This window comes from Enterobacter cloacae complex sp. IR5428 (assembly GCF_049238585.1).
GTDB lineage: Bacteria > Pseudomonadota > Gammaproteobacteria > Enterobacterales > Enterobacteriaceae > Enterobacter > Enterobacter intestinihominis.
Genome location: NZ_JBMKHV010000002.1, coordinates 373888 through 393018 on the forward strand (window position 1 = coordinate 373888; position 19131 = coordinate 393018).

Annotated in this window: 13 protein-coding genes and 1 tRNA gene; 8 read left to right on the forward strand and 6 right to left on the reverse strand. The window is 53.9% G+C overall.

Translation table 11 applies throughout. From position 1 onward, the window contains the following. Window positions 1–7 precede the first annotated feature (7 nt). Window positions 8–1369, reverse strand: coding sequence for a 2-hydroxycarboxylate transporter family protein (locus tag ACOTXC_RS04150; RefSeq protein WP_022649371.1), 1362 nt, complete (start codon window positions 1367–1369; stop codon window positions 8–10). Window positions 1370–1714: 345 nt separating this feature from the next. Here ACOTXC_RS04150 and ACOTXC_RS04155 point away from each other — a divergent pair, with 345 nt between their 5' ends. Together ACOTXC_RS04155 and ACOTXC_RS04160 are read left to right on the forward strand one after the other, a co-directional pair. Further along, a complete protein-coding gene (locus tag ACOTXC_RS04155; protein WP_421767426.1) occupies window positions 1715–3352 on the forward strand; it encodes an ATP-binding protein in 1638 nt (545 codons plus the stop codon). After that, the gene (locus ACOTXC_RS04160; protein WP_022649373.1) at window positions 3342–4034 is read left to right on the forward strand and encodes a response regulator; all 693 of its coding nucleotides are present in this window, start codon (window positions 3342–3344) and stop codon (window positions 4032–4034) included. The genes ACOTXC_RS04155 and ACOTXC_RS04160 overlap by 11 nt, the downstream gene beginning before the upstream one ends. 99 nt (window positions 4035–4133) lie before the next feature. Here the strand turns inward: ACOTXC_RS04160 and ACOTXC_RS04165 are convergent, their stop codons facing one another. Next, the gene (locus ACOTXC_RS04165) at window positions 4134–6269 is read right to left on the reverse strand and encodes an ornithine decarboxylase (RefSeq protein ID WP_023298579.1); all 2136 of its coding nucleotides are present in this window, start codon (window positions 6267–6269) and stop codon (window positions 4134–4136) included. Between the two features lie 181 nt (window positions 6270–6450). On the opposite strand from ACOTXC_RS04165, the gene ACOTXC_RS04170 reads away from it, so the two are divergent. From ACOTXC_RS04170 to ACOTXC_RS04180, 3 genes are all read left to right on the forward strand, one after another. Further along, on the forward strand, window positions 6451–7164 hold the full coding sequence (locus tag ACOTXC_RS04170; protein ID WP_003862452.1) for a DUF554 domain-containing protein: 714 nt from the start codon (window positions 6451–6453) through the stop codon (window positions 7162–7164). Window positions 7165–7259: 95 nt separating this feature from the next. After that, window positions 7260–7335: transfer RNA gene (locus tag ACOTXC_RS04175), tRNA-Phe, on the forward strand. Window positions 7336–7856: 521 nt separating this feature from the next. After that, window positions 7857–8675: a DUF4225 domain-containing protein gene (locus tag ACOTXC_RS04180; RefSeq protein WP_333028319.1), complete on the forward strand. Its 819-nt coding sequence runs from the start codon at window positions 7857–7859 to the stop codon at window positions 8673–8675. Here ACOTXC_RS04180 and ACOTXC_RS04185 read toward each other — a convergent pair. From ACOTXC_RS04185 to ACOTXC_RS04195, 3 genes are all read right to left on the reverse strand, one after another. Continuing rightward, a complete protein-coding gene (locus tag ACOTXC_RS04185) occupies window positions 8653–8979 on the reverse strand; it encodes a hypothetical protein (protein ID WP_023298582.1) in 327 nt (108 codons plus the stop codon). The two genes, ACOTXC_RS04180 and ACOTXC_RS04185, sit on opposite strands and share 23 nt — an antisense overlap. A 410-nt stretch (window positions 8980–9389) precedes the next feature. Beyond that, window positions 9390–11168, reverse strand: coding sequence for an ATP-binding protein (locus tag ACOTXC_RS04190; protein WP_421767427.1), 1779 nt, complete (start codon window positions 11166–11168; stop codon window positions 9390–9392). Then, entirely contained in the window at window positions 11165–11797 is a 633-nt protein-coding gene (locus ACOTXC_RS04195; RefSeq protein ID WP_421767428.1) for a LuxR C-terminal-related transcriptional regulator, read from the reverse strand. The genes ACOTXC_RS04190 and ACOTXC_RS04195 overlap by 4 nt, the downstream gene beginning before the upstream one ends. 175 nt (window positions 11798–11972) lie before the next feature. On the opposite strand from ACOTXC_RS04195, the gene ACOTXC_RS04200 reads away from it, so the two are divergent. Further along, window positions 11973–12287 (forward strand): lipoprotein, encoded by a 315-nt coding sequence (locus tag ACOTXC_RS04200; protein ID WP_003862457.1) that lies wholly within the window; start codon window positions 11973–11975, stop codon window positions 12285–12287. 114 nt (window positions 12288–12401) lie between these two features. Next, a complete protein-coding gene (locus ACOTXC_RS04205) occupies window positions 12402–15434 on the forward strand; it encodes an autotransporter domain-containing protein (RefSeq protein ID WP_421767429.1) in 3033 nt (1010 codons plus the stop codon). A 61-nt stretch (window positions 15435–15495) separates the two neighbouring features. On the opposite strand, the gene ACOTXC_RS04210 is transcribed toward ACOTXC_RS04205, so the two are convergent. Beyond that, window positions 15496–16023, reverse strand: a complete 528-nt coding sequence (locus ACOTXC_RS04210; RefSeq protein WP_045308383.1) for a helix-turn-helix transcriptional regulator — start codon at window positions 16021–16023, stop codon at window positions 15496–15498. 668 nt (window positions 16024–16691) lie between these two features. Here ACOTXC_RS04210 and pgaA point away from each other — a divergent pair. Next, entirely contained in the window at window positions 16692–19130 is a 2439-nt protein-coding gene (pgaA, locus tag ACOTXC_RS04215; RefSeq protein WP_421767430.1) for a poly-beta-1,6 N-acetyl-D-glucosamine export porin PgaA, read from the forward strand. The last annotated feature ends 1 nt before the right edge of the window (window position 19131 follow it).

Consider the following 19131-nt stretch of genomic DNA (forward strand, 5'->3'; position numbering starts at 1 on the left):
TGAAAACTTAAACGAGGAAGTTGCCCAGAATCAGCAGTGAGACAGAGACGTTAATCGCCCCGCCGATACGGGTAGCAATCTGGGCGAATGGCATCAGGCTCATGCGGTTGCCTGCGGTCAGGATCGCCACGTCACCAGTACCGCCCTGCCCGCTCTGACAGCAGGAGACGATGGCGACATCAATCGGGTGCATACCAATCTTTTTGCCAACGAAGAAGCCGGTTGCCACCAGCGCGGAAACGGTGCTGATAATCACCAGCAGGTTGCTGACGGTGAACGCCGCCACCAGTTCATGCCATGGGGTAATCGCCACGCCAACGGCGAAGAGAATCGGGTAGGTCACGGAGGTCTGGAAGAATTTGTACACCACCTGGGAACCCTCCAGCAGACGCGGAGAGGCGCCATTACAGAGCTTCACCAGCACCGCCATAAACAGCATGCCGACCGGCGCTGGCAGACCAATCAGCTTGTGGCCGAGCATGCCCAGCATGTACAGCAGCACCGCCAGCAGCGCGCCGGAGGCGATGGTGGTCACATCCGCTTTACCGGAGAACGCGGGTTGAGAGACGGTGGCATCGGCGTTGGCGCGGTTAGGCATCAGCTGGCCTTCACCGGTCAGGTGCGGGTAGCGTTTCCCGAGCTGGTTGAGGCAACCGGAGATGATGATCGCCGTCAGGCCGCCGAGCATTACCATCGGCAGCACGCGGCCGAGCGCCACGCCCTGATCCATGTGCAGCAGGGTGGCATAGCCGATAGAGAGCGGGATCGCCCCTTCCCCGACGCCGCCCGCCATGATCGGCAGAATGATAAAGAAGAAGATCTGGAACGGCTCGAGGCCCAGCGCCAGCCCAACGCCCATGCCGACAATCATGCCGACGATTTCGCCGCACAGCATCGGGAAGAAGATGCGCAGGAAGCCCTGGATCAGCACGGTGCGGTTCATGCTCATGATGCTGCCGACAATAATGCAGCAGATATAGAGGTAGAGAATATTGGTGGATTTATAGAATTTGGTCGTGGACTCGACCACCACGTCCGGCAGCAGGCCGTAATAGACCAGCGCGGAAGGGATAAAGGTGGCGCAAATTGCCGCCGCGCCGAGCTTGCCGACAATCGGCAGGCGTTTGCCGAACTCGCCGCAGGCAAAGCCGAAGAAGGCCAGCGTGGCCACCATGACCACGATGTCGCTCGGCAGTTTTCCGCCCAGGCAATCTATCGCAATCAGCGCGCCCGCCAGAACGAACAGTGGCAGAGGAATAATGCCGATTTTCCAGGTATCCATAATATGCCACCAGCGCTCTTTGAGCGATGGCCGCTGAATATCAATCGGGTCGTGGGTAACAGAGAATGAATCGTCAGTTGTGCTCATAATAAGCCCCTTAGTTATTTTGTGCGTCCAGCTTAGAGTCACAAAGGCTTACTTTATGTGAGGGATGGCATATTAAAAGCGAAGTTTTAATGGCCGCTATGGTTTTAATGGTTTCTTTTATTTAATGTGATTTATGCCTTATTTATTGCCGTGGTTTTTATGGTTTCTTTTCTTAACTGAACAAAGAAATAACATTTATTCATTTAACCTTAAGAGGATGAGACTTTCGGAAAAATCTTTTACAGGCTGCGCTGTGCAAGGGATCACAAGTTTTCGGCAAAGCGGGCATCCTGGCCTTAAAAGATGATATATTCAGCCGACCTGTTGATATCTCGCGTGATAGTTATGAAAGTATCGTTTCAGATCAAGCTGTTTATTTCGCTGGTCGCCTTTTTCTCAGTGCTGTTCGCATTACTGGGCGGATATTATTATGTCGATGTCGGCAGGCAGCTTTATCAGGAAATGAGCGCGCGCGCAAAAATACAGGCCGAAGAAATTGCGCTTATTCCTTCTCTGCGAAAAGAAGTCGAACAAACGGATATCCAGGGCATCCATGACTTTATGCAAAAAATAGCCGCCCGCAGCGACGCCAGTTTTATTGTGATTGGTGACAATAAAGGGCTGCATCTTTTCCATTCCGTGTTTGCCGACCGGGTAGGCAAAACGCTGGTTGGCGGAGACAACGACGAGGTATTACACGGCAAAAGCACCATCACCATCCGCAATGGCGGGTTAGGCATTTCGCTGCGCAGCAAAGCGCCCATTTTTAATGATGCCGGGCAGGTGGTAGGGATTGTTTCGGTAGGCTATCTCACAAGCTATCTGGACACCATCACCGTCAGCAAGGTGGTTAATATCCTGATTGCCGCCGTGCTGCTGCTTATCGCCCTGTTTATTTTCTCCTGGTTCTTCACCCGCAGCATCAAGAAGCAGATATTCTCTCTGGAGCCGCGCGAAATCGGCCTGCTGGTGCGTCAGCAAAAGGCGATGATGGAATCCATTTATGAAGGGGTGATTGCCATCGACGACGATCTCCGCATTGAGGTGATTAACCAGGCGGCGCGTAAATTATTAGGCTTACGCCAGCCCGCCCGCGAACTGCGGGGTCAACTCATCAGCCAGGTGATCGCGCCCGTCCCGTTCTTTAACGCGCAAACCATGCTTGCGAAAGACACCCACGATGAGATCTGTCGCTTTAACGATCTCACGGTCATTGCCAGCCGGGTGCGGATCATGCTGGAAGATGCGTTGCAGGGCTGGGTGATCACCTTTCGCGATCGCAACGAGATCGACTCGCTCAGCGCCCAGCTCAGCCAGGTGAAGCGCTATGTTGATAACCTGCGCATCATGCGCCATGAACAGCTGAACCGCATGACCACGCTGTCCGGCCTGCTGCATATGGGCCGTTATGACGAGGCAATTCGCTATATACAGGCGCAGTCGGAACACGCTCAGGAGCTGCTGGACTTTATCTCGTCCCGCTTTAGCTCCCCGACGCTGTGCGGTTTGCTGCTTGGAAAGGCCGCCCGCGCGCGTGAAAAAGGCGTTGAGCTGAGCTTCGATCCGGCCTGCCGAGTGGACAAACCCTTCCTGTCGCTGCTCGAATCGGAACTAGTCTCGATCATCGGGAACTTGCTGGATAACGCCATCGAAGCGACCCAGCGCGCCCCGCTCCCGCATGCCCCGGTAGACGTGCTAATAAAGTTGAACGAGCAGGAACTGATTATTGAAGTCGCCGACCAGGGCGTCGGCATCACACCGGAGATCCGCGACCGGATCTTTGAGCGCGGCATCACTACCAAAACGCGCGGCGATCACGGTATTGGCCTGTATCTGATTGAAAGCTACGTCACGCAGGCTGGCGGTGCAATTGAAGTTGCCGATAACACCCCACGCGGTGCCATTTTCTCACTGTTTATTCCCGCCACGGGAACGGTCCGGCACCCCGTACAGGAACTGGAAGATACCGACTATGCAACATGAACTTATCGACGTACTGATTGTTGAAGACGAGAACGAACTGGCGCAACTGCACGCGGAGCTTATCGGTAAACATCCGCGCCTGAGGCTGGTGGGGATTGCCGCGTCACTGGCCGACGCGCAGGTACAACTGGAGAGCAAACAGCCGAAGCTGATGCTGCTGGATAACTATCTGCCGGACGGCAAAGGCATCACCCTTATCAGCAACCCGATGCTCACCCGCGCCAACTGCTCGGTGATTTTCATCACCGCCGCCAGCGATATGGACACCTGTAGCCAGGCCATTCGTAACGGCGCGTTCGACTACATCCTCAAGCCGGTTTCCTGGAAACGCCTGAGCCAGTCGCTGGAACGTTTTGTGCAGTTTGCCGAACAGCAGCGCGTCTGGAAGATTGTCGACCAGCAGAACGTGGATTCACTCTATCAGCTACAGGCGAAAAATTATCGACTGGACAACGGCAGCAAAGGGATAGAGGAGAACACGCTGGCGCGGGTGCAAACGTTGTTTAACAACAAGGCGGCGCACTGCTTTACGGTGGATGAGGTGGTGAGCGAGACGGGCCTGAGTAAAACCACCACCCGGCGCTATCTGGAACACTGCGTGGAGGTGGGTTTTCTGACGGTGGAGATGCTGTACGGGAAGATTGGGCATCCGAGAAGGATGTACAGGCGTAGTGCGACTTAACTCCCCTCACCCCGGCCCTCTCCCCAAAGGGGCGAGGGTGAAAAGACGGCTCCGTGCAATCCCCTCTCCCCTTTGGGGAGAGGGTTAGGGTGAGGGGCCCTACTTTAACACGTACCCATACAGTCGCTTGATCCCGTCGGCATCCTTCTCGCTGTAAACGCCCTGCAACTCTGGCGAAAAACCCGGCAGCATATTAATGCCCTCTTCCAGCGCCAGGAAGTAGCGCTGTACTGCTCCACCCCAGACTTCCCCCGGTACCACGCACAGCACGCCCGGCGGGTATGGCAGCGCACCTTCGGCGGCAATGCGTCCTTCGGCGTCACGAATACGCACCAGTTCGACGTTCCCGCGAATGTACTCCTGGTTGGCATCCTGCGGGTTCATCACCACGGCAGGCAGGCTCTCCTGGCGGAACATCGCCTTCTGTAAATCCTTCACGTTAAAGCTGACGTAGAGATCGTGCATCTCCTGGCACAGCTGACGGATCGTATAGTCGCGGTAACGCACCGGGTATTTCTGATAGATGGTCGGCAGCACATCCACGAGCGGCGTATCGTCTTCAATATGCTGTTCAAACTGCCCCAGCATCGCCACCAGCTGCATTAGCTTCTCCGCGCTCTCGGCTGGCGTCAGCAGGAACAGGATGGAGTTGAGATCGCACTTCTCCGGCACAATGCCGTTTTCGCGGAGGTAGTGGGCGAGAATGGTCGCCGGAATGCCGAAATCGGTATAGTGCCCTGTTTCCGCATCAATGCCCGGCGTGGTCAGCAGCAGCTTGCACGGATCGACGAAATACTGTTCACGGGCATAGCCTTCAAAACCGTGCCATTTTGCACCCGGTTCAAAACTAAAGAAGCGACGCTCGCTGGCGATAGCCTGCGTGGGGTGATCCTGCCATGGCCGCCCCGCCACCACCGGTGGGATAAAGGGTTTGATCATATTGCAGTTGGCGATAATGGCTTTGCGCGCTTCAATGCCCAGCTCGACGCACTCAGCCCACAACCTGCGTCCGCTCTCACCCTCGTGGATCTTGGCGTTCACGTCCAGCGCCGCAAACAGCGGGTAAAACGGGCTGGTGGAGGCATGCAGCATGAACGCATTGTTCAGCCGCTTGTGCGGGCAGAAGCGCGACTGACCGCGAATATGGTTATCCTTTTTATGGATCTGTGAGGTTTGCGAGAACCCGGCCTGCTGTTTGTGGACCGACTGGGTCACGAAAATTCCCGGATCGTTCTCGTTCAGTTCCAGCAGAAGCGGAGACGTTTCCACCATCATCGGGATAAATTGCTCGTAGCCGACCCAGGCGGAGTCAAAGAGGATGTAGTCGCAAAGGTGACCGATCTTGTCGATCACCTGACGGGCGTTGTAGATCGTGCCGTCGTAGGTGCCGAGCTGAATGATCGCCAGACGGAACGGGCGCGCCTCGGCGGCTTTCTGCGGCGCGACGTCACGGATCAGTTCCCGAAGCCAGGCTTCATCAAAGCAGTGTTCATCGATCCCGCCGATAAAACCAAACGGATTACGGGCTGCCTCAAGATAGACAGGCGTTGCTCCGGCCTGGATCAGCGCCCCATGATGGTTGGACTTATGGTTGTTACGATCGAACAGCACCAGATCGCCACGGGTCAGCAGCGCATTGGTCACCACTTTATTGGCCGCCGACGTGCCGTTCAGCACGAAGTAGGTTTTATCCGCGTTGAACACTTTCGCCGCGAACTTTTGCGCGTGCTTGGCAGAACCTTCGTGGATCAGCAAATCACCGAGCTTCACGTCGGCATTGCACATATCGGCACGAAACACGTTTTCACCGAAGAAGTCGTAAAACTGCCGCCCGGCGGGATGTTTTTTAAAAAAGGCGCCGTGCTGGTGACCCGGACAGGCAAAGGTGCTGTTTCCCATCGCCACATACTGGCTCAGGGTGTCAAAAAAGGGTGGCAGCAGGTTCTCTTCATACCGGCAGGCGGCAGATTCCAGTTCCAGCAATTCTTGTGCTTTACCCGAGATGATCGCCGTGACACCCTCTGGCACCTCTCCTGGCTCTGTTGAGAACATAAATACTGGTAGCTGAAAGCCCGTACGCTTCAGCAACGCAAGAATGCCGCTGTAGCTTTCAACAACCGTAATGACGACTGCCGCCACATCGGTGAAATCGGTGTTATCCAGCATAACCTTTTCGCGATGCGTAGAAACTTTGGATACCAGCTCACGGCTGACGGCAATTTTCATGGTTTTCATAAGCGCAAATACCCTCACCGAACGGTGAGACAGGAAGGAGAAAATTCGCGCAATCATGTCACCTTTTATTTTCAGGTGCAAGAAGGAATCAGTATGCGTTACGCCTCCCAAAGCTAAGCATAATCAGGGACGGACGTGCCATAATCATGCAATGCCAGTGCTTAAATAACAGGAGTTAAACGTGGTGATTGGACCCTTTATCAATGCGGGAGCCGTATTGCTGGGCGGTGTACTTGGGGCAGTATTAAGCCAGCGGTTGCCGGAGCGTATTCGCGTCTCCATGCCCTCCATTTTTGGCCTGGCGTCGTTAGGGATTGGTATCCTTTTAGTGGTGAAATGCGCCAACCTGCCGGTGATGGTACTGGCGACACTGCTCGGCGCGCTGATCGGCGAGTTTTGCTATCTGGAAAAAGGCATTAATCACGCGGTAGGCAAAGCCAAAAATCTGATTGCCCGACCGGGCAAGGCAAAGCACGGCACGCACGAGTCGTTTATTCAGAACTACGTTGCGATCATTATTCTGTTCTGCGCCAGCGGCACGGGGATATTCGGTTCGATGCAGGAAGGGATGACCGGCGATCCCAGCATACTGATTGCGAAAGCGTTTCTGGATTTCTTTACTGCCACCATCTTTGCCACCACCCTCGGCATCGCCGTGGCGGCGATTTGTGTACCGATGCTGCTTATTCAGCTGGCGCTGGCCACCTGCGCCACGCTGATCCTGCCGCTGACGACGCCTGCGATGATGGCGGACTTTACCGCCGTCGGCGGCCTGCTGCTGCTGGCGACAGGGCTGCGCATCTGTGGCATCAAGATGTTTGCAGTGGTGAACATGCTCCCAGCCCTGCTGCTCGCGATGCCGCTTTCCGCGCTCTGGACGCACTTTTTCGCTTAAGTTTGCGACGAAATGGTGAGAGAGTGTGCAGTCTGCAACGAAAACAACAAATTTCGTTGACGTCGGAGGGCGGATCGGGTTTAATGCGCCCCGTTGCCCGGATAGCTCAGTCGGTAGAGCAGGGGATTGAAAATCCCCGTGTCCTTGGTTCGATTCCGAGTCCGGGCACCACTTATTTATAACCCTCGCTTCGGCGGGGGTTTTTGCTTTCTGAGCCAGCAACTCGTTGTTTGAACAGTAGTTACCGCCCTTATCTCTCCTCCGGCCCCGCTTCCCGGTGGTACAACTGGCGTTGTTTACCGCCTTTACCGCCACACAGAAGCAGAAAAACCTGACCTTCACCGATCTATTTGAGCATTACAAATGCACATATCAATTGGACAGAGCCCGACAGAGCGGCATCACGTATCCGTGATTACCCCCCATCGGCTAACTGTTTTATTAGATTCATCGGTGGTAAATCCATCCGGGACATCCTGAAAAGTGACCTTTCGGCGTTCCGTACACTGCTGGAACAGGCCCTGGCTAACCGCAGTAAAGTAGGCCGAGGAACGAAGCTGTAAAAAGCGACTTCTACTTCAGACACCGTAACCACATTGCTACTATATTGTGTGTGCGTTGGCACGCATGGCTGTCATGGGGGCGTTTATCAGTCTAAGCAGAGGCCGGTAAAGCAATTGAGAGGAACTACAATGGATGCAGCATTACTTAACATGATGCGCTCAGATGGAAGAAATAAAGCCTGGGCGGAAACTATGGTGAATATGGAAGCCAGGAAACTGGTAAATACAGCCAACACTCTGTCGGCTTTTCATCTCAGCGATAGTTTGACTCGAATGAAGTTTGTTCAGGAAATTCGGGACCTCATAGAACATCAGTTTACGTTAGCTCGTCGGGCTAAATCAGATGAAGAATGCATGGAATGCGTTAAAATTCTCAGAGAAGAAAACAGTAACCTGCTGGAACAAGCGCGTTTATTAAGAACGAAGGCAGCGAAGCTTTACGCTAAAGTCGAGTTTATCCGAGAGAATAACAAAATTGTTGGGTATGTGATCTCGGCTGTTAGTGTTGTCCTGGCCGGTGCTGAATTAGCCGCAGGATTTACCCTCATAGGCACTATGACCCCTCTCGGGGTTCTTGCTGGTGCGATTCTGGTTACTGACGGGACAAACAGCATCAGTAAAGAAGTGGCTCGCTACGCAACTAACAACACTACCAGTGAAGGGCTGGTCGCGAATGCCGCGATGTCTACAGCTGAGTTTATGGGCTTTAGTCGTGAGAATGGGTTAGGTGTCTACAAATCAATTTCACTGGCCGCTAATGCGTACACCATTTTTGGCTTGTTACGGCGACCTGGTACCTGGCGACTGTTTCGTTATCTCCCTGCTGACTATTACCGAAAGGTGAGCACACTGAGCCGCCCGCAGCTTACAATGAAAATAGCGGGTTATGGCGTGAAAGCTAAGATTATTTTTGATCTGTTGTCCGTCAGCGACCCGTCCCAGAATTAGTCAGCATTTTACGATAACGCCAGGATTTGTAGCCAAGTTTTGCTGGCGTTATATACCAGATGAAAGGTAGTACAATCAATAATGTGAGCGCAAGTGTCAGGCTTGTATCCTTGGATGCAAGTAAAAGAGTTAAAGCCAGTATGATGAAGGCAATAATAGTTATCCACTTCATAGCCTTAAAACGATTGGCCAGATCATGAGTTACGCTATCAAACGAACCACCGTAATTTTCAATATTGTTTTTTAACTTTTGAAGATCTCGTTTGCTAAAACCTGATTTTAAAAGTGCCTCTTCGCTGGTCATTATATTATCCGTCCCATAACTCACTGAAACCTGTGACGAAGTTTAACTTAATTTTGCGGATAAATCGCTACCTGACGATATTCGTCAAATTTATATATATCAACGAGTTGAAGATATCTTAGAGTATACGCTCGAAAACTGACATTATTGCCCACTGCGGAACTTCGCTGGTAGCAACTCTAATGACTCCTTCGGGGCCGTTTCCAACATCTCCCGCCCTGCCCGGTAGAAGCAACATGCAGATCACCACAGGAGGCTGAATCATGCACGATGAAATCATTAATCAGGCCCGCGAAATCCTCCCTCAGCGGCTCAACCATACCGACACATTGGCATCACAGCAGGACACCGCGTACTATCTGGCCCTACAGTGAAGCGCAATGCTGCTATTATCTATTCCCCTATCCACGTCACCCTGACCACTGCGTCAGCAGCGCATGCAGTTTAGCTGGCTCCAGAGGCTTGCGGAGCACCAGATACCCCTCCTGCTCCGCCTCCAGCAGAACCGGTGAATTAAATTCGCCGCTGACTATCGCGCCGCTCATATCCGGCAGACGGTCAAAAAGCGCTTTCAGGATATCGAAGCCGCTTTCGCCGGATCGCAGACGCTGGTCGCACAGCACGGCGAACGGCGTAAAGCCGTCGTCGATTATGGCAAACGCTTCTTCAGCCGAGGCCGCACAGCGTACGTCGATTCCCCAGACGCTCATCAGGCTCTCCCAGGCAGACGTCACCAGCGGGTCGTCATCGACGACCAGGCAGGAACCGTGCAGGGGCGCATAGCGTACCGGCGTGGCGGTGTTGTCAGCGGCGGTCGGGATATCCGGCGCAATGTCTTCACCAACGTATTGGGTAAAGCGCATCCAGAAGCGTGAGCCTTTACCTTCAATGGATTGCATCCCGTATTTCACCTTCATCAGCTTGGCACAACGGGCAACGACGGCCAGTCCCAGCCCGTGTCCGGCGCTGTCGATCTTCCATGCCAGCTCGGGGCGGTAGTAAGGTGAGAAGATTTTGCCCTTCTCTTCATCGGCGATACCGACTCCCGTGTCCCACACCTCCACCATACACTCGTCACCGCGCGGTCGGATGGCGACCAGCACCCCGCCCTGGAGCGTGTAACGAAGGGCGTTTTGAATCAGGTTAATCAGGGACTGTCGCACCAGCAGCGAATCGCCCATCACGTAGATACGGCGTTTAGGCCGCCGGATGCACAGCCTAAGCGCGCGGCTGTTGGCCTCTTCGCGAAACAGCGTGATGACCGAGTCGAGCAGAGCACCGATATCCACTTTGGCCGGGGCAGAGAGGACATTCCCGGATTCTATTTTGCTGAGATCGAGCAGAGAGTTGAGCATTAAATGTACCGAGCGAACGCTCTGCTGCAGGTCAAGAAGCTGTGGCGTCAGGCTGTCGTCCCGGTTTCGGTGGAGGATGGCTTCGATCAGAAAGCCCATAGCGTGTACGGGCTGGCGCAGATCGTGGCTGGCGGTGGTCAGAAACTGATTTTTATCCAGCAGTGCCTGCTCCGCGTCCTCTTTGGCCTGACGAAACTGTTCCGCCAGGCGTGAGCTTTTTTCCTCAAGCAGTGCCTGCTGAATAAAGAACGCATGGGAAGTTAACGCATGGCGGTAAATTGCGAAGCCGTAAAGCAGATTCAGCATGAGCACGATGAACATCAACTCATCCAGCCGCCAGATAATACCGAGGTTCAGCACCCCCCAGGAGGCGAAGAAAAAGCGCGTAAAGGTGCTGATGACCGGCGTCAGATGCGTCGCATTGGCGGCGACGATGGCGGCGATGCTGATATTAAGTAACAGGAAAAAGTCAAAATTCTGCGTCTGTGGAGTAATTAAATAGAGCGAAGAAATGCCCAGCCCGTGAATAAAGGCGATATTATTAATACGCGGAAGCCAGCGTCGCAGGACGTCCCTTTCACCGTTTTCTTTCGCTTCACGCTGATAGCATCGGTGCAATAGTCTTATCGCCACGGCACATAGCAGATAAATAATTATCCAGATAATCGTTGGGCCGAGGTCGTCCCCAAGCATATAAATCCAGATGGCGAAAGGAATACCCACAAAGGGCACAGCACTAAAGCTAAATACCAGCCGCAGAAAGGTGTTGTTTAGCAAACGGATCTGCGCCGGAGCAGAGATACCTTCGTTTTGTAAGCTCTGGAAAAACCTCATTCCGACGGTTCCTGCTTGCCGTGCAGAAGCGTGATGGCTTCGACCCGGCTGTTAACACCTATCTTTTTCAATATATTGCTGATGTGTTCTTTGACCGTGGGCTCAGAAATTGAAAGCTGGGCGGCGATGCGTTTATTTGGCAGGCCGCGCATAATCATATTTAACACGTCTATTTGTCGCGGCGTTAAGTTAAATTTACTTAACTTCTCATTATTTGCCTTAACGGAAATTTCGTTTCCCTCAGGAAACCAGGTCTGATTATCAGTGAGTGCGTAAACGGCCCGCGAGAACATCTCAGGTGGCTCGCTTTTCAATACAAAACCGTGTCCCCCGGCGGCATTAACTTTGCGCCAGATGTCATTATTGTCATCCCCGCTGACCACCAGGAGTCGTACCTGTGGGTAAAGTTGTTTTACTTCTTTGAGTAATTTCAGGGCCGTTCCGGAAGAGAGCCAAAAATCGATAACCAGCAAACGTGGCGGGCCATGATCCCTAATTTGGCGGTAGCAATCATCCTCATTCGTCACCACACACGCCTGTTTAAACTGGCAATGTGTAATCAGAAAATTGGCGATGCCGCTTGCTACCAATGGATGGTCATCAACGACTAACGCATAATTCTGTCCCAAAGGAGCCTCCTTTTACCTTCGCATATCTTAGAGTACAGATGAATTATTATCTACCCACCCTACTTTAGGAGGGTTTTTTCGATTAGGAAAGAGAAATATATTATTCGCTGATTTGGGTAAAAGAAAACATAAATACAATCAGTGAAATTAACTGGTTGGATATCAAGGATAATTTATGAAAAAACCACTAATCGTTTTAACCGTTACGTTGATGCTAGCCGGTTGTTCCACGTTGAAAACCGATCAGGCTATTCCACTCCTGCAAGCGGAGACCGCTAAAATGCTGGGACTGGGCTCATCGGATGAAATAACCGTGACCAACGTTAATGGCGCCCAGCCGGACGCACTGGGAGGACAAAAACTGTCTTATCGCGCCACGACAGAAAAAGGGCGTATTTTCGATTGTTCATCAATGATGATGCCGGGGATTTTAGGATCCGCACCGACGCTAAGCGCGCCAACCTGTACACCTGTTGTCACACATAAATAATTAACGCCGCATCAAAAGGCGTACATAAATAACGCCTTTTACATTTTCTGACGTATCTGAGTTTTCATAAAAACGATTTTCCAGACATCACGCTAATGAGTACGGAGATAGCCCGTGAATAACTCTACATCGCATGCTTTAGCGGTTAAGACGCCGCTTTCCAGACTTTACCTCGCTCTATTTTCCGCGCCGCTGTTACTGTTTTTACCTGCCGATATCGCGCGTGCAGCCGATGCTTTTTTTGATGGCGACTCGCGTATTACCGAAACGCTGGGTTACACCGGAGATGTTTATGTTGGACGTAATCAACGCGGAAACCTGCTGATCGATAATGGCAAAATCACCGCCTATAACATCAATATCGGTCGGCTGTTCGACGGCAAAATTTATGAAAGCGTGGTCACGGTCCGTGGGCCAGACGCTGAGCTTAACGCGGTGAACGATCGGTACGTCCTGCGCGGCGACCTGAATCTTGGCCTCGGCACCCTGCGAGTCGAAGAGGGCGCGCTGGCGAGCGCAAAGGAGATCGTTGTCGGCACCACCCGGGGCTACGACAGCCACCTTATCGCGACGGGTGCCGGCTCTCGCGTGACCAGTAATTTTCTGAGCGTAGGCACCGATCTGGGCGCACGCTCCACGCTGGCAATTGAGGACGGCGCGGCGCTCAATACCGCCTACGATGCGCGCATCGGGAATGGTACCGGACCGGGTGAAACCGACACGCTGAGCCCGAAAGCCACCGTCACCGGGAGCGGCTCACAGTGGAACGTTGGCCGTACGTTAACGCTTAATGGCGACCTGGACGTACTGGACGGCGGAGCGGTTAACGTTGGCGGCGTGCAGGTGGCGGGCGTCTCCGGCGCAGGGAAAACCGCCGAATTGGTTATTGCGGGCAAGGACTCGCGCTTTACCAGCGGCAGCAGCGTGAGCGTGGGCGATTACGGCAATGGCGTGCTGTCTGTGATTGACGGCGGTTCATTTTCCGCTGGCAGCAATGCGCTGATCGTGGGGACATCGGGTTCCGGCTCGAACCGGGGTGCGCTCATCATCGGCAGCCGCGGCAATATGGACACCGGCACGGGTTTAACTGAGCCAACGCCTGGCACGGCGGGCGGCGCAGGTACCCTCGATGCGAAGACTGCAATCAGCCTGCGTGGCGGACTGTTCGGCAGCTATGTCTACTTCAACCATACCGACGGAAATTACCTCTTCAGCAACACGATGAGCGGTGAAGGTGATGTGATCAATACCTCCGGGCAGACGACGCTGAACGGCGATCTTTCCGCACTCAAGGCGAACGTAACCGCGCGGGGCGGTAAAGTTATCATTGCCAGCAATATTAATACCCAGCCAGAAGACGATATTTTTGATGTTCAGACGCTTAGCGCCGAGAACGGCGGTACGCTGATCCTCAACGCGACGGCGGGTTCAGACGTCAGCGACGGGGTCGGTTACAGCAGCGCCGCGTCAATCAAGTCCGGCGGCACGCTGGGCGGCAACGGCACGCTGGGCCAGACCGAGATCCTGTCTGGCGGGCATATCTCGCCGGGCGACGGCAATATCGGTACGTTGACGCTGAAACGCTATCTGAACTTTATCGGCGAATCCTTCTATGACGTGGATATCGCGGGCGATGGCAGCAGCGACCAGCTACTGGTATCGGGCAAAACCACCATCAGCGATCGGGCTAAGGTACAGGTCACCGCGCTGGATCCGCAAACCAGCTATAAAACGGGCCAAAGCTACCGCATTTTGACCTCCGACGGGGGAATTGACGGTGAGTTCGCCGGAGCGATTTCCAAATCCGCCTTCCTGGACGTGGCGCTTAAGCAAAGCACCAACGCCGTAGATCTGACCATCGCGCAGAAAGAAACCGGTGGCGAGAATCCTGGAGGAGAAAACCCCGGAGGCGAAAACCCTGGCGGTGAGAATCCCGGAGGCGAGAACCCGGGCGGTGAAAATCCCGGAGGCGAAAACCCGGGCGGTGAGAATCCTGGCGGCGAAAACCCGGGCAGCGGCAAGCCGGGCATTTTCCAGACCGTGGCCCAAAGCAGCAACCAGTGGAATACCGCTGGCGCGCTCTCCACGCTGACGCAAAGTGGCCCGTCGCTGGCGCTGTATAACTCGCTGTTGCTGCTGAGCGCGCCGGAAGCGCGCGAGGCGTTCAACCAGCTTTCTGGCGAAGTTTATCCATCAATGCAGTCCAACCTGATCGCTGGCAGCACGCAGGTGTTTAACGTTTTAAACCAGCGTATGCAGCGCGCGTTTGATAACGACAGCCTGCCGATCCCACCGTTAGCCATGTCGCTGGTGCAGCAGCCGGAGCCGCAAAACAATGGCGTCTGGGGCCAGACCTTCAGCTCCTGGAGCCGAAACAGCGGCGACGGAAACGTGGGCAAGCTGGACGGCAACACCACCGGCTTCCTGCTGGGGGCAGATCGCAAGCTGGCGGATCATAACGTGCGTGTCGGCGGCTACTTCGGCTACAGCCGGGGTGATTACGACGTCGACAGCCGTCGCTCCTCAACGGATACCGACAACTATCACCTTGGCCTGTATGCGGCGGGTCAACAGGATGCGTTCTCCCTTCGCGGCGCGCTGGGTTACACCTGGCACAAGATCGAGGGCGAGCGCAATGTTGATTTCAGCGGCTTCTCGGATCGGCTGAAGTCAGATTACGACGCTAACTCGCTGCTGGCGTTTACCGAAGCGGGCTACCGTTTCGGCCAGCCAGACAGGAATATTGAGCCGTTCGTCAATTTATCGTACATCCGGCTGCATACCGACAGCTTCAGGGAAGACGGCGGTGCCGCTGCGCTGAGCGTCCGTAACGAAACGATGAACACCTTCTATTCCACACTCGGGGTGCGCGGTGTGACCGAGCTGCCGAAGAACGTTAACCTCTACGGTTCGCTGGGCTGGCAGCACGCTTATGGCGATAAGAATACCTCTTCGCGCATGGCGTTTGCGGGCAGCGACGCGTTCATTACTCAGGGGCAAGCCGTGGATGAGGACGTAATGGTGGGTGATATCGGCGTGAGCGTACAGCTGTCGCGTGCTGCGACGCTGGATGTGGGTTACCAGGGACAATATGGTGCGGATACCCGCGTCAACTCGGTGAACGCCAATCTGCGCTGGTCGTTCTGAATTATTTCCATTAAAAGAACCCGCCCTCGTGGCGGGTTTGTGCTTTTGGCTTCTGACGAAGCTAGGGATCGTTCCCAGCCGCGTCCAGCAGTTTGTTTTTGAAGATAAACAAACACGCCTCGTTGAAGTTCCCTGCCCCTAACCGCTCCGATAGCGCCGTTCGCTTGCGATAGAGGCTTTTAACCGACATATTCAGCTTATCTGCAATCTCTTCCATTGACCTCCCTGCCTTCAGCAACCGGAGCATTATCGCTTCATGTCTACTCAGCCGTAAGTTAAGCAGCCATTTGGTTGTCAGACGCCAGCCTTTCATATCAAGCACCAGATTGAATAACGACGCCATATCCGGAGGCGTAAGCGACGTGTTCATAAACAGCTTCATACTGTGCAGATCCTCCTCTCGAGGGCGCATATCCAGCATAACGCAGCAGATGGTTTTTCTCGTTCTGGCCGGATGGCGTATCAGGTAATCATATAAACGGAGCGGCGTACGGCTATCAATCAGTACAGTATATTCATTTGCGTCGGTATCAAATATGTTTCTGTCTATCGAACAGAGGCAAATTATATCCGGGAAAAATAGCCGCATCCCCCTGACAAGGAAACAATCCTGAGTCACTAACACTATTGAAGTCGCCACTAATCATCCCTTTTAGATTAAAGCAAGCCCGCCTCTTAAGAAACAAGGACGCTTTCGTTTATAGCGCTTTACATTAACGGCAAATGTTTTCTGGCTTTGATCATCCCTCAATATGACATTGGTGAGCTAGACTTTTTGCAGACTATCACTCAATGCCTGGCGTTAATTATAAATAAAAAAGAATTTCAGAAAAGTCACTTCTCTGAACATTAAGAATTTTTGTCATGAAACTTCCCAAACATGCCCCAGAAAGTACTTTAATTAACTCAGCAGAACTTCATTTCAAATATAAAAAAACTGCAAACAGCAAAATGAAAAACATTTAATATCAATCAGTTAAAAAGAACAATCCTGCACTGAATTATCTAAAAAACTTACTTCTTCCAGAATTATCTCAAAACCTCCCGGCCGCTTTTCAACTTATTTATCCCCCAACACATCGGGTGTACATTAAGTCCAATCAGACCACTGAGTTGAGGGCGAATAATTACCTTTAAGTAAGTACCCCATAACGTAGCATCATTCAGATTTAATGTTCTCCTTTATGCCCTTTAACGCAGAGTTAAAAGGCGGCCGTGTTATGCAATGGATTCACGATAAACAAATGGCAAATAGATATGGAAAGATCGCTTAGCTTCACTACGTTATTCTTTTATCGCACCACAATATTATTGTTCCTGCTTTTACTCTTTCCTGTTCTGGTTCAGGCTGATGAATCCGTTTATGAGCATCAGATACAACAGGCACGTAACGGTAATTATGCTCTGTTTCTTGATTACCTACAGCGCTATGAGCAACAGCATGCTTTAACACCTGGACAGGTTGCGGACTGGTTACAGGTAGCCTCCTGGGCAGGACGCGATGATGAGGTTATTCGAGTCTGGCAGCGTTATGGTATTTATATGCCGCTGCCCGCTCGCGCCATCGCTGCTGTCGCCCAGTCCAGAAGAAACCAAAAAGCCTGGCCATCCGCCTTATCGCTGTGGAAAGAGGCGCTCAGCCTTGCGCCGGATAACGACGATTACCGCATCGGCTATGTTAAGACCCTGGCCGATGCCCGCAGAGATCGCCTCGCGCTTTCGAAAGCCCGGCAGCTGGTTAAGGACAATCCTTCTCCCGCGCACCTTGAGACGCTCTCCTATGTCTGGATGCGCCAGGGAAAAAACGGGGACCGGCTGCTGGCGGACATGCGCGCGCTAAACGCCGCACCAGGGAATAACGCCCTTCTTCGCGAGACGATCGATGCGTTAACGGATAACCGGGTAAGCACGCCCGCACTCTGGCTGTCGCAAAGCGCAGCAATGTCTCCCGCGGAGCGTCGCCGCTTTGAGCGTAACGCCGCGGCTGAAAAGGTACGCCTGGCGGATGTGCCTGGCAGAACGGAGAAAGAGCGGCTGCGGCTGGCACAAAACGCATTAGATCGCTATCACGTCCTGCTTTCCCGCTGGCAAAACGAACCGCAGGCGGCTGAAGACATCATCCTTGCCCGTATCGATCGGCTTGGCGCGCTGTATGCGCAGGGTGATTACCGGCAGGTTATTAGCGAATATGAGGCGCTGACGGCCGCCCAGCATCCGGTGCCGGACTGGGCCATCGGCTGGGTGATCTCTGCATATTTGCAGGAGAAAAATGCCGTCGCCGCCTTCTCGCTTGTGCAACGCTATCCACACTACGCCTCCGATCCGCAGGATGAGGAGCATGCGCTTTTCTACGCCTGGCTGGATACGGGGCAGTATCAGACCGCCCGCCGCTACGTTGAGCGCGAGACCCGCAGCGTTCCCTGGACCCGCTACGATTTCGGGTCCCCGACCGCTCAGCCGAACGATCGGTGGCTCACCGGACAGTCACTCAAACTTAACTATTTGCTGGCGACCAACGCCCTGCCGGAGGCCGAAAAGCTGTCGTATCGTCTGGCGTCAACGGCGCCGGGAAATCAGGGATTACAGATTGATTATGCCGCCCTGCTTCAGGCCAGAGGCCTGCCGCGCGCGGCCGAGCAAAAGCTTAAACAAGCAGAGGCGCTTGAACCCGCGAATCTGGAGCTTGAAAAACAGCAGGCTTACGTCGCAATGGACCTTCAGGAGTGGCGCCAGATGGATTTACTGGCTGATGACGTAATTGCTCGCGCCCCCGCCGATCGCAGTGCCCGTCGCCTGGACAGGCTCAGAGCGGTCCACCATATGTCTGAGCTGCGTCTGAACGCGGGTAAAGGATTGCACTCAGATAACCCCGTCAGCGGTAGCCACGACATGAGCTGGGACGCCACGCTCTATGGCCCACCCGTGGCGGATAACTGGCGGCTATTTGCTGGCGCCCGCTATGCACAGGGGAATTTCGACGAAGGTAAAGGCATCAGCCGCCACCTGTTGGGCGGCGTTGAGTGGCGCCCACGTGACCTCACGCTCGAAGCCGAGCTCTCCAGCAACCGCTATCACGGCACAAACAGGCCGGGCGCACGGCTCTCAACAACCTACAGCCTGAGTGATAACTGGCAGGTCAGCGGTAGCCTCGAGCGCTTATCACGCGCGACACCCTTACGGGCATTACGCAATGGGATCAGCGCCAACCGGGGTGAAGGTGGGGTGCGCTGGTATCAAAACGAGCGACGTGAATACCAGTTCAACGCCGCCGTCAGCCGCTTCTCAGACCACAACCGCCATCAGGAATACACCCTCTCTGGGAAAGAGCGTCTCTGGCAGACCCCGAACCTGACGCTGGATCTCGAACCGGGGATCGCCGCCAGTAAAAACAGCCTGCGGAATACGCTCTATTACAACCCGGCACGGGATCTGTCCGTGACGGCAGCCCTGTCCGTTGACCATGAGATGTACCGCCACTACGACACCCTCTGGAACCAGCAGTTCGTGGCAGGCGGCGGCAGCTACTGGCAGAAAAATCAGTCGCCTGGCGCCATTACCCTGCTGGGTTACGGGCAACGCATTCAGTGGAACAACGTTGTCGATACTGGCGTGATGCTGAATTGGGATAAACGCCCTTACGACGGCAAACGCGAGAGCAATCTCTCCGTCACGTTAGATGCGACTTTACGCTTTTAAG